9 protein-coding genes are annotated in these 12,031 nt (G+C 60.2%); 5 read left to right on the forward strand and 4 right to left on the reverse strand.

Translation table 11 applies throughout. The features are described from left to right. Nucleotides 1–54 precede the first annotated feature (54 nt). The gene (locus AC07YV_RS20865; protein ID WP_102674187.1) at nucleotides 55–360 is read left to right on the forward strand and encodes a DUF2288 domain-containing protein; all 306 of its coding nucleotides are present in this window, start codon (nucleotides 55–57) and stop codon (nucleotides 358–360) included. 274 nt (nucleotides 361–634) lie between these two features. On the opposite strand, the gene AC07YV_RS20870 is transcribed toward AC07YV_RS20865, so the two are convergent. After that, on the reverse strand, nucleotides 635–2,833 hold the full coding sequence (locus AC07YV_RS20870; protein WP_102701017.1) for a hypothetical protein: 2,199 nt from the start codon (nucleotides 2,831–2,833) through the stop codon (nucleotides 635–637). Nucleotides 2,834–3,028: 195 nt separating this feature from the next. Between AC07YV_RS20870 and AC07YV_RS20875 the strand changes: the two genes are divergently transcribed. After that, the gene (locus AC07YV_RS20875; protein WP_102701018.1) at nucleotides 3,029–3,925 is read left to right on the forward strand and encodes an NAD(P)-dependent oxidoreductase; all 897 of its coding nucleotides are present in this window, start codon (nucleotides 3,029–3,031) and stop codon (nucleotides 3,923–3,925) included. Here the strand turns inward: AC07YV_RS20875 and AC07YV_RS20880 are convergent. Together AC07YV_RS20880 and AC07YV_RS20885 are read right to left on the reverse strand one after the other, a co-directional pair. After that, nucleotides 3,882–6,098 carry a putative bifunctional diguanylate cyclase/phosphodiesterase gene (locus tag AC07YV_RS20880; protein ID WP_494990346.1) on the reverse strand — a complete coding sequence of 739 codons (2,217 nt, stop codon included), beginning with the start codon at nucleotides 6,096–6,098 and terminating at the stop codon, nucleotides 3,882–3,884. The genes AC07YV_RS20875 and AC07YV_RS20880 overlap by 44 nt on opposite strands. 146 nt (nucleotides 6,099–6,244) lie before the next feature. Then, nucleotides 6,245–6,610 carry a YkgJ family cysteine cluster protein gene (locus AC07YV_RS20885; RefSeq protein ID WP_102701020.1) on the reverse strand — a complete coding sequence of 122 codons (366 nt, stop codon included), beginning with the start codon at nucleotides 6,608–6,610 and terminating at the stop codon, nucleotides 6,245–6,247. Nucleotides 6,611–6,971: 361 nt separating this feature from the next. Between AC07YV_RS20885 and AC07YV_RS20890 the strand changes: the two genes are divergently transcribed. Beyond that, nucleotides 6,972–8,318, forward strand: coding sequence for a spinster family MFS transporter (locus AC07YV_RS20890; RefSeq protein ID WP_102701021.1), 1,347 nt, complete (start codon nucleotides 6,972–6,974; stop codon nucleotides 8,316–8,318). Between the two features lie 10 nt (nucleotides 8,319–8,328). Here AC07YV_RS20890 and rapA read toward each other — a convergent pair whose 3' ends face one another. Next, on the reverse strand, nucleotides 8,329–11,145 hold the full coding sequence (rapA, locus tag AC07YV_RS20895; protein WP_102701022.1) for an RNA polymerase-associated protein RapA: 2,817 nt from the start codon (nucleotides 11,143–11,145) through the stop codon (nucleotides 8,329–8,331). A gap of 218 nt (nucleotides 11,146–11,363) precedes the next feature. Between rapA and AC07YV_RS20900 the strand changes: the two genes are divergently transcribed. Both AC07YV_RS20900 and AC07YV_RS20905 read left to right on the forward strand, forming a co-directional pair. Beyond that, nucleotides 11,364–11,705 carry a hypothetical protein gene (locus tag AC07YV_RS20900; protein WP_008054180.1) on the forward strand — a complete coding sequence of 114 codons (342 nt, stop codon included), beginning with the start codon at nucleotides 11,364–11,366 and terminating at the stop codon, nucleotides 11,703–11,705. 100 nt (nucleotides 11,706–11,805) lie between these two features. Further along, nucleotides 11,806–11,967 (forward strand): hypothetical protein, encoded by a 162-nt coding sequence (locus AC07YV_RS20905; protein WP_173900828.1) that lies wholly within the window; start codon nucleotides 11,806–11,808, stop codon nucleotides 11,965–11,967. Nucleotides 11,968–12,031 lie beyond the last annotated feature (64 nt).

Consider the following 12,031-nt stretch of genomic DNA (forward strand, 5'->3'; position numbering starts at 1 on the left):
TCTGCCAGTCCACCGACGTTATCATCTGCGTCGATTTCTTTTTCGGACAGTCCCATGAATCAAGAACCTAGCACCCTCTATGCCAAGCTGCTTGGTGAAACCGCATCTATTACCTGGAAAGAGTTGGAGCCGTTCTTTGCCAAGGGTGCCCTATTGTGGGTCGATCCTGGCCTGGATCTGATCGCCGCCGCCGAGGCCGTGGCCCAGGATGAAGGGGAGAAAGTGGCTGCCTGGCTGGCTGCTGACAAGCTCGCCAAGCTGTCTGAAACGCGGGCGCTGGATCTTTTTGAACGTGATCCGCAGTTGTGGGCGGTGGTTGTTTCGCCGTGGATTCTGATCCAGGAAAGGGCGCAGGTTTAAACGGTTGCACCGGTTTGGTGCGCTCCCTTCAGGCAGGAAAGTGTGTAGCCGAGTAGCGTGATGGCATGTTGCCGTAGAGAAAGGCCACAGCCTCACGGTGACGTAAACGTAACGGGAACAGTTGGGAGGGCAACTGAACGGCTGCTCAATTGTTTCTGGATGTTGATTTGCAGTGAATTCGTCGCCGCCATCGCGAGCAAGCTCGCTCCCACAGAGATCGCGGTCAACTGTGGGAGCGAGCCTGCTCGCGATGCGGGCGGCGCGGTTTTGCGCCTTAGTAAGCCGTCTTGCCCGTATGGTTATTCAGCGAAATAACCTTGGTCTTGCCGATGCGGTGACGATAGATCTCGCGCAGGTATTTGATCGACTTCTTCACGCAGTCCCGCGACAGGCGGATGTCGTTGATCGAGACGAATTTTTCCTTGTCGTTGATCAGCTCGCGATACTTCTTCTCATACATCGGCTTGATCGCGTACCAGTTGGTATCGAGGATCTTCGCCGGATTCTCGAATTCGTTGAGCAACTCGTCGATCCGGTCTTCATCGAACTGTTCGTTGATGATGAAGTCCAGGATCGAGTTATCCAGGGTTTCGTCGAAGCGGTACGGATTCTTCGCAAAGCAGCGCTTGATAAAGGCCACGATCAGCGTCAGGAAATCGTCCGACAGGCACGGGCTCTTGGCGATCAGGGTGGTCAGGGACAGGTTGGCCGAGGCACCGATCACCAGGGCGTAGCGCTTGAGCGTGGTGTTGGGGAACAGGCTGTTGAGGTGGGTCTTCAACCGGTTCAGGTCCATGTAGGACAGCTTGTAGTCCTTCGGCAAGGAAACGATCGACACCACCGACGAGCAATTCTTGAAGAAGTGCAGGTCGTGCAGGGCCGCCGCGTCGTAACCCGAGTTCTTGTACTGCTCCAGCGACGCGCGATAGCGCTTGGACTCGATCGGCAACAGGCTGATGCCTTCGATGGCCTGGGTGACCTTGTTGAAGTGCGGCAGGTCGATCGAACGGAAAAACAGGTCGTCGATGTTCAGGCGCTGCGGCTCTTTCTCGAACACCTTGAACTTGTCGTTGCTTGGCGGCGGGGTTTCCGGCACCACGGACTCGGCATAGGCAATCGCCACCGGGCCGGCCAGGCTCATGAACAGGTCGTTGGCGTCCAGGCGAATGGTCTCGCCGATGTCGATGCCGGCCCGACGGAAATAGTTCTGGTCGTAGTCGGTGGTGACCGCCTGAGCCGTCAGAATGTTGAATATCTGCTGCGAGATGTACTGGTTGGCGTGCTTTTCCATGGCATTGACATCAATGTTCTGGATATTGCCGTCATCGTTCTCTTCGGCGTAACGCATGATGTCGTTGGAAATCAGCATCATCGCGTTCCATGGGCGGATGCGACCCATGACGCTGGCTTCGCTGCTGTCTTCGTTGGCGAAGTTGTAGGAGAAGTCCCACTCTTCCGACAGGTATTTGCACAGCAGGCGGCCGGCGTTGATGTGCAGCGCCTCGGACATTTCACTGCGGTGGTCGGAAATGTTCGGCAGTACACAGATGCCGCTGGTGAAGATCGGTTCGAAGACGAAGGAGTGGCCGCTTTTGCTGTCGTGCTCGTCCATCGGTTTGGTGTCGAACGTCTTGTTCATGTACGAGTGCTGCTGGGCCAGGCCGAATTCCGAGGCCATGCCGGAGCCAGTACCGCCGCCGGCACTGAAGATCGAGAAATACAGGCGCGACTGGTTGGCCTTGATGCCGCAGCTGTCGATCAGGTACGAGTGAATCATTTTCCAGTCAGGGCTGGAGAAACGCTGGGTGTCCTTGTTCAGGATGATCTTGGCCAGGTACTGGCCGAGGATCGGCGCGTTACCGGCGCCACCGGCGTGGACTTCCGACAGGTCCATGATTTTCATTTTGCTGTAGTCGCGCAGGAAGCCGCTTTTTTCGCCCTTGCGCGAGAAGCGGATGCGTCCGGCGATGTCTTTGTCCAGATCGCCGAGCATCACCAGCGGCTCGACCAGAAACACCGGCTTGGTGTTCTTGTTCTGGCCCAGGCGCAGGTTGTTGCGGATCCACTGGGCCGGGCTGTAGCCCTTTTCGGCAAAACGCTTGTCCGGTGACAGGCGATCTTCGTTGTTGAATTCGTTGAGGTAGAACTTGCGGGCGTTGTACACCAGCTCTGCCACGTCCAGCGCAATGTTCGAGCCGCAGCGGCCCAGGCCGATCAGGCACACCGAGGGGAATTCCTGGTCGCTGTGCTGTTCGCTGTCGCCTTCCAGATGCGGTGGGCGCGGGAAGACCATGTCGCGCAGGCCATCGAGGTTATCGAGGATGCGGTCGGTGTTGGTTTCGGTGAAGTAGAGGTATTGCTGGGTCGCCAGCGGGCGGGATTGAATCAATGGCTTCGGTGATGACGGGCTGTTGGCCGCGGGGCTCAACGTCAGATCGGTTACCGCAGTGGCCGGGTTGTTTTTAGAAGTCATTGTTCGCCATCTACCTGGGCTGATTGGTTGGCCGACTCACTGTCGTCGAACCGTCACGGAATAGAATCGCGTCTTTTTTCAGCGCGTACCTGGACCATGCCTTGGTCTTTGGCCTGAGCATTGCTCGGGGGAATCCTTCCCTAAGTCATGATGAATCGGCCAGTATTTGGCGATCTTTAATCAAAAGGAGGCTAAATGATGTCAACGCTACCTTCGTTGGGGTTTGCCGGGATCGGCCTGATGGGGTTGCCGATGTGCCGGCGACTGCTGGCCGCGGGTTATCCGCTGGCGGTATGGAATCGCAATCCGGACAAGTGCAAGCCACTGGTCGAGGCTGGCGCGCGCCAGGTCGCCAGCCCGGCCGAACTGTGCCAGCACGCTGACGTGGTGATGTTGTGCCTGGCCGATACGGCGGTCGTACGCGAGGTAGTGTTTGGTCCGGCAGGCATCGTCGAGGGGGCAGGAAAAGGCCAGCTGCTGGTGGACTTTTCCAGCCTGGAGCCTAACGCCACGCGGGAGATGGCCGCAGACCTCGCCGGTAGAACCGGCATGCACTGGCTCGACACGCCGGTGTCCGGTGGCGTGGTCGGCGCAGAAGCTGGAAGCCTGACGATCATGGTCGGCGGTGACGCACAGGATCTGGAACGGGTCCGGCCTGTCCTGTTGAGCCTGGGGCAACGTGTGACACACATGGGCCGTGTCGGGGCAGGGCAGGTGACCAAGGCGTGCAATCAGATGATCGTCGCCTGCAATGCATTGGTGATTGCCGAAGTGGTCGCGCTGGCGGAGCGTTCCGGGGTTGACGCAAGCCTGATCGCCGAAGCGCTGGCCGGCGGCTTTGCCGATTCGAAACCCTTGCAGTTCCTGGCCCCGCAGATGGCTGAAAACCGTTTCGAGCCGGTCAAGTGGCACGTGCGCACCTTGCTCAAGGATCTGGATGCCGCAGTTAAGTTTTCCCGTGAGCAGGGTTCGGCGACACCGATCAGCGGGCTGGCCGCGCAGTTGATGCGTTTGCACGGGAGCCAGGGTTTCCTTGAAAAAGACCCGTCTACATTAGTGCAGATGTACCGTGAGCCAGACTCAGCGTCGTGACCGTGTAGGCGTGCTTGCGCTGGTTGATTTCGTTCAGCACCGGGAGTAACTCGGTCAGCGGCACCGGCCGACTGAGCAAATAGCCCTGAACGAAGTCACAGCCATGGTCTTCCAGGAACTGGTATTGCTCGAAGGTTTCGACCCCTTCGGTGACCACTTGCAGTTGCAGGGTATGGGCCATGACGATAATGGCCTGGACAATTTCCATGTCCTGGGTCGCCTTGGGAATGTCCTGGATGAACGAGCGGTCGATTTTCAGCGTGTTGAGCGGCAAGCGCTTGAGGTAGGCCAGGGATGAATAGCCGGTGCCGAAGTCATCGATAGACAGCGATACGCCGAGGGCGCGTATCTGCCGCAGCAACACCAGTGTATTGGCGATATTGCCCATCAAGGCGTTTTCCGTGACTTCCAGCTCCAGCCGATGGGGCTCCACACCGGCGGCCCGCAACGCGTACTCGATCTCATCGGCCAGTTCTTCGCGCGCCAGGTTCAGGGGCGAACAATTCACGGCGATCTTGAGGTCTTCACAGCCTTGGCGCGACAACTCGCCCAGATCCTCGCAGGCCTTGCGCAGCACCCAGTTGTCCAGTTCGGCGATCAGGCCGTTGGCCTCGGCGATGGCGATAAAGCGATCCGGCACGAGGAATCCGTGGACCGGGTGTTGCCAGCGGATCAAGGCTTCTAGCTTGCTGACCTGACCGGTCTTGAGGTCATAGATCGGCTGGTAATAGAGCATCAGGCCGGTGTCTTCACGCAGGGCGTGGCGCAATTCTTCTTCCAGTTGCAGCTCAAGCGTGGCGCGGGTTTTCAGGTTGGCGCTGAAAAAATTCAAGCCGTTGCGGCCGCTGCCCTTGGACTGATACAGCGCGAGGTCGGCGTTCTTCAACAGTTCCTCACAGGTCTTGCCGTCTTCCGGAAACAGGCTGATACCGATGCTGGTGGTCATCACCATGCGCCTGCCGGCCAGTTCGATGGGCTCCTTCATTTTCAGCATGATGCGTTGGGCCAACTGTCGCGCTTCGTCACGATCATGCAGGTCGATGAGCAGGCAGAACTCGTCGCCGCCGAAGCGTGCGACCACATCCTCGTGACTGCGAACCGAGCTCTTGATGTGCGCGGCAAGCACTTTGAGCAGTTCGTCTCCGGCATCGTGGCCAAGGCTGTCGTTGATCCGCTTGAAATGGTCGATGTCCAGGAACAGGACTGCCAGCATCCCGCCTTCGTTGGTTTTCTCGATGAGTTTTTCGGCGAAGATCTGGTTGAACCCGCGACGGTTGATCAGGTTGGTCAGCGCGTCGTAGTGCGCCACCTGCTGCAGGGACATGCGCGCCTGGTCCAGTTGGCTGAGCAGGGAGTTGACCCGCTGCAGGTCGTGGTCCTTGTGTTGCAGTTTCTTGTCCGCCAGTGCCGCGCTGATGCTGCTCCCGATGATCAGCAGGGTCATGACCGTCACGGTCAGCGCCAGTTGCAGGTGGCTGTGTTCGCCGGTTTGCACTGGCAGGCTGTCGCTGGGCAACACCAGATTGAAGGCGGCCATGGCCGTGAGGTGCATGCTCAGGATGCCTGCCCCGAGCAGCAGGCTGGCGCAGTATTTGAAGAGCTGGTGCAGCATGCCGGTGCCGTTGCGCAGATACCATGCCAGCAACAGGGCTGCCAGCGCGGCACCGATCGCGATCACGATGGAGAGGGCAAACAGGCCAGGATGGTAATAGACCGAAGCATTGGAGTGCATGGCCGCCATGCCCACGTAATGCATGGTCGCGATACCCAGGCCGATCCCGATCGATGACGTGAGGCACTGTCGAAAACTCAGCTCGGGAAGGCTGAGGGTATGCATGGCCAGCCACGCGGCGAGCAGCGCGATGGTTAGCGAGAACACCGTGACAGGCAGTTGGTAGTGAAGGTCGACAGGCGCCTGGAATGCCAGCATCCCGACAAAGTGCATGGCCCAGATACCGCCCGCCAGGCAACCGCTGCCCACCCAGCGCCAGCGCGTTTTGGACGCGGTTTTTTCAGCGTGGGCAACCCGCTCGGCCATGTCCAGTGTCGCGAAACAGCCGACACAGGCGACCAGATAAGCCAGCAGCACCAGAAAAGGGTCATGTGTGCAATTGAGTATGACCTGCCCATTCTCTGGTAGCTCGGTAATGAAATGCAGACCAAGCCACTCCATAGCATGCCCCATCGTTATCCTTCAGGCCGGAGCAAGAGCGCCAGCGAACGTCATGGAGTATAGAGGGCATGGATGGAGCGCAAGCGATAGTGGCACATTGGTGCCAAATATTTTGACATTAACCTAATAGCGATTGGTGCTATTACTTAGGCGATTTGCTTCTGAGGCGTCTCGAACACCGGTTGCAGGGCCGGCAAGCCGAACGCGGCACGGGCTGCGTCGCAATCGGGGTTGGCCTGGCCATCGACCCATGAAGCGTCGAACTCCCGACAGGTGCTGGAGCGTTTTTCGTAAATCGAGCACTGCACCGTACTGCCCACGTCTCCGACCAGGCTGGTGCAGCGCACGGGTTTGCAGCCGGTGCCGATCATCGCGACCCGGCTGGGGCTGATTTGCTCGACAAGTTCATCGGGTACCGTCCCCCCGGACGAGGCGCACTCCCCCCAGAAAAATGACACGCGAAAATGAGAACAGCAGGCACCGCAATTCAGACACGGACTGGCTTCGGACATGGGCGATTATCGTAAGGAGGAGTGGAGACACAGGGGGGGAATCAGGCCGCTATTCTAGGCTTCGGCAACGGCTTGGGAAGGGGGGGCGAAGGGTATTTTTCTTCGGCCGGACGAACTGCGAAATATCCGCTCTGCGAAAGCCGTACCTTCTGTGGGAGCGGGTTTGCTCGCGAATGCGTCAGGTCAGTCAGTAAAATTGTTGAATGACACACCGCCTTCGCGAGCAAGCCCGCTCCCACAGGCATGTGCGCCATGGGCAGGTATCAGCCTGGCGAATAATGAAAGACAGTTGTGGCCGGTCTGTCTAGATTGCAAAGTCCGGGGGCAGTGACGCCCCAAAAACAATAAAAGAGACGGACCCATGCAGAACTCGACCCAAGCGGCCAATGCCTGGCGCATCCTGTTCCTGTTGTTCCTGGCCAACCTGTTCAATTTTTTCGACCGCACCATCCCGGCCATCATCATCGAGCCCATTCGCATGGAATGGCACCTCAGTGATTTCCAGTTGGGGATCATCGGAACGGCATTCACCATCGTCTACGCCATTGCCGGCTTGCCGCTGGGGCGCATGGCCGATACCGGCTCGCGCAGCAAGCTGATGGGCTGGGGACTTGCGGTGTGGAGCGGGTTGACGGCCGTCAACGGCATGGTGGGCAGTTTCTGGAGCTTCCTGATCGTGCGCATGGGCGTTGGCATCGGCGAAGCCAGCTACGCGCCAGCCGCTAACTCGCTGATCGGCGATTTGTTTCCGGCTCACCGCCGGGCACGGGCCATGGGCATCTTCATGTTGGGGCTGCCGTTGGGGCTGTTGCTGGCGTTCTTCACCATCGGCGCGATGGTCAAGGCCTTCGACAGCTGGCGCGCGCCGTTCTTTATCGCGGCGGTGCCCGGGCTGGTCCTCGCGATCTTCATGTTTTTCATCAAGGAACCGAAGCGCGGCGCCGCCGAGAGCGTGCAGGTTTCGCAGGAAAAGATCGATCGACCGATCCGTCGGGTACTGGCCGTACCCACCTTCCTGTGGTTGGTGATGGCGGGCCTGTGTTTCAACTTCGCCACCTATGCCTGCAATTCGTTTCTGGTACCGATGCTGCAACGCTACTTCCTCATGCCGTTGCAGGAAGCCGCAGTGGCGACCGGGGTTATTGTCGGTGTGACCGGTTTGGTCGGCCTGACCCTCGGTGGCTGGATCGCGGACAAGATTCACCAGCGGGTCGCCAACGGGCGGCTATTGTTTGCCGCCTTCAGCCTGGTGATTTCGACGATCTGCACCGCGTGGGCGCTGCATTCCGGGCGAATCGAGATCGGTGTGTTCGTCGCCGTATTCAGTGTCGGCTGGCTGTTTGCCTACAACTTCTACACCTGCGTCTACACGGCGATTCAGGACGTGGTCGAACCGCGGTTGCGGGCTACGGCCATGGCGCTGTTCTTTGCCGGGCTGTACCTGTTGGGCGGTGGCCTGGGGCCGGTGGTGGTCGGAGCCTTGTCCGATCACTTCGCCCACACGGCGATGCTCGCCGCCGGCGCCGAACAGATGACCGAAGCGTTCAAGGCGGTTGGCCTGCATGACGCGATGTACCTGATTCCGGTGGCGCTGTTGCTTACCGTGGTGTTTCTGTTCCTGGCTTCGCGGTGTTTTGTGCGCGATGCCAAGCGGATGAAGGAGGGGTTGGTGGCGGTTGATCCGCAGATAGAGGCGGTGACGGCATAAGGTGTAAAGATCAAAAGATCGCAGCCTTGTCGAGCATGGCCAGGCCTTGCTCGCGTTGTTTACGCAGGGCCACCAGTTCGTTGTCGCGCACGGTCGGGTTGACCGCTTGCAAGGCGGTCAGGCGCGCCAGTTCTTCGTCGGTATCGGCGGCCAGGCGACGTTGCGCCTCGGCGACACGTTCAGTGTGGCGCGGCAGGATCTTCGCCTCACCGGCGTTGATCCGTGGCGTCAACTGGTCGCGCTGGGCCTGGATGAACTTGTTGGCGCTGGCACGTGGCACGCTTTCGAGCTGGTCGTTCAGGGTTTCGAACGACACGCGGGCGGACAGGTCGTTGCCGTTGGTATCGAGCAGGCAGCGCAGGGCAGCCGGCGGCAGGTAGCGGCCCAGCTGCAGCGAGCGCGGGGCAACCACTTCGCTGACGTACAACAGTTCAAGCAACACGGTGCCCGGCTTCAGCGCCTTGTTCTTGATCAGCGCCACGGCGGTGTTGCCCATGGAACCGGACAGCACCAGATCCATGCCGCCCTGCACCATCGGGTGCTCCCAGGTAATGAACTGCATGTCTTCGCGAGACAGCGCCTGATTGCGGTCGTAAGTGATGGTCACGCCTTCGTCGTCGCCCAGCGGGAAGCTGGCGTCGAGCATTTTTTCGCTCGGCTTGAGGATCAGGGCGTTTTCCGAATGGTCTTCGCTGTCGATGCCAAAGGCGTCAAACAGGGTTTCCATGTAGATCGGCAGCGCGAACTGGTCGTCCTGCTCAAGGATATCTTCCACCAGTGCATCGCCTTCGCCCGCGCCACCGGAGTTCAGCTCCAGCAAGCGGTCACGGCCGGTGTGCAGCTCGGCTTCCAGGCGTTCACGCTCGGTGCGGGCTTCGTCGATCAGCGCTTGCCACTCGCCATCGTCGGCTTCTTCGAGCAGCGGCAGCAGGCGCGGGCCGAACTGGTGCTGCAAGGCGTTGCCGGTCGGGCAGGTGTTGAGGAATGCGTTCAGCGCTTCGTGGTACCACTGGAACAGGCGCTCTTGCGGACTGGTTTCCAGGTACGGCACGTGCAGTTCGATGATGTGCTTCTGGCCGATCCGGTCCAGTCGACCGATACGTTGTTCCAGCAGGTCCGGGTGGGACGGCAGGTCGAACAGCACCAGGTGATGGGAGAACTGGAAGTTGCGGCCTTCACTGCCGATTTCCGAGCAGATCAGCACTTGCGCACCAAACTCTTCATCGGCGAAGTAGGCGGCGGCGCGGTCACGCTCGAGGATGTTCATGCCTTCGTGAAACACCGTGGCCGGGATGCCGGAACGCACGCGCAGGGCGTCTTCCAGGTCCATGGCGGTTTCGGCGTGGGCGCAGATCACCAGCACTTTGGTGCGCTTGAGCATCTTCAACTGGTCGATCAGCCACTCGACGCGCGGGTCGAATTTCCACCAGCGCTCTTCTTCGCTGGCGTCCGGCTGGGCCTGGAAGCTGACTTCCGGGTACAGCTCGGCGTGATCGCCCAGCGGCAGTTCGAGGTATTCGTCCGGGCACGGCAGCGGGTACGGGTGCAGCTTGCGTTCCGGGAAGCCTTGCACGGCGGCGCGGGTGTTGCGGAACAGCACGCGGCCGGTGCCGTGACGGTCGAGCAATTCGCGCACCAGGCGCGCGCTGGCTTCGGTGTCGCCATCGTTGACGGCGGCCAGCAGGGCTTCGCCTTCGTTGCCGAGGAAACCGTGGATGGTCTCGTGGGCTTGCGGCGACAGGCGTCCCTGATCCAGCAACTCCTGAACGGCTTCGGCCACCGGGCGATAGTTTTCGCTCTCGGCGCGGAAGGCTTGCAGGTCGTGGAAACGGTTCGGGTCGAGCAGGCGCAGACGGGCGAAGTGGCTGTCCTGGCCCAGTTGTTCCGGGGTGGCGGTCAACAGCAGTACGCCAGGAATGGTTTCGGCGAGTTGCTCGACCAGCGAGTATTCAGGGCTGACCTGATCTTCGTGCCACACCAGGTGGTGCGCCTCGTCGACCACCAGCAAGTCCCAGCCTGCCGCGAACAACGCGTCCTGGGCTTTCTCGTCGTCCACCAGCCACTCAAGCGCGACCAGCGCGAGTTGGGTGTCTTCGAACGGGTTGCTGGCATCGCTTTCGATGAAGCGCTCTTCGTCGAACAGTGCGACCTGCAGATTGAAACGGCGACGCATCTCGACCAGCCACTGGTGCTGCAGGTTCTCCGGAACCAGGATCAACACACGGCTGGCGCGGCCCGAGAGCAACTGGCGATGGATCACCAGGCCGGCTTCGATGGTTTTGCCCAGGCCCACTTCGTCAGCCAGCAGAACCCGCGGCGCGATACGGTCGGCGACTTCGCGGGCAATGTGCAACTGGTGCGCGATCGGTTGCGCACGCACGCCGCCCAGGCCCCAAAGGGAGGACTGCAACTGACGGCTGGTGTGTTCCAGAGTGTGATAACGCAGGGAGAACCAGGCCAGCGGGTCGATCTGGCCGGCGAACAGACGGTCGCTGGCCAGGCGGAACTGGATGAAGTTCGACAGTTGGGTTTCTGGCAGGGTGACCACTTCGTTCTGCCCGTTGAGGCCGTGGTAAACCAGCAGGCCATCGATGTCATCGACTTCGCGGACGGTCAGCTTCCAGCCTTCGAAGTGAGTGATGGAGTCACCCGGCGAAAATCGCACGCGGGTCAGAGGCGCATTCCGTAGCGCGTACTGGCGGGTGTCGCCAGTGGCCGGGTAGAGCACGGTCAACAAGCGGCCGTCCTGTGCCAGAACGGTGCCTAAACCCAGCTCGGCTTCGCTGTCACTGATCCAGCGTTGCCCCGGTTGATACTGCTGCGCCATGCTGCCTGACTCCCACCTTGAAAAAGCCGGCTATCTTAACGGAATGAGGGCTTCAGGGCCAAAGGACTCTCAGAAAAACTCACAGTCAAACGTTAGCCCACCTGTGCATGACGCGCCGCTCAGTGCACTAATGAGTGCCAATTGGGTCACAGTTTGCGACCGATGGCTCAAGTCGCCATCCCCGCAGCCGACAGCCTGCTGACAGGAGACCGAAAACCATGCTGCCACCGATGCTTCCCTTGAGTGCCGTGCCGATCACTTCACAGACTGATCCGATCCGCCAGCGCCCGGATATTCCACCGGTGGTGCCGGTGCAGGAAAGCTCCAGTGAAAGCACCATCGACCTGCAAAAGCGTAATCCTGAAGAGGACGGGCTGGTGCTGCGCGAGGAGCAGCGGCGCAGGCAGGAGCAGGAACGGCGTCGCCACGAGGCTGATAATGATCCCGAGGCGCACCTGGCGATTCCCGGGGATGAACTCAATGCCGACAACACTGTGCCGGTGGCGCCGCTGATGGAAGATCAGCCGCGGCAGGGGCTGTGGGTCGACATCGAGATTTGAGCGCGCGGCTGGTCAGCGCGGCCGTCAGGCCGCATTATTGGCGCAGGGTTGCCGAACGCTACGGCGGCTGAAACTCATTTCAAGCGATGCACAGACTGCCATGAGCCAAGACGACAAACTGATTGACCTCAACGCGGAACGCGCCAAGCGTGTTCATGACCTCAATGACAAACGGCTCAATGAAGTTCGCCAGGCGTTCGAACAAGCCATGCCGTTGGGCAAGGTGAAGAAAAAGCCGAAAAGCAAACCGAAAAAACGCTGACCCTCCTCCCGCATTCATTGATGCGGGTCAAACTTTCCCCTTCCTCTTGCCCAGTCTCGGGCGA

Source organism: Pseudomonas sp. GW456-E7 (assembly GCF_059424105.1).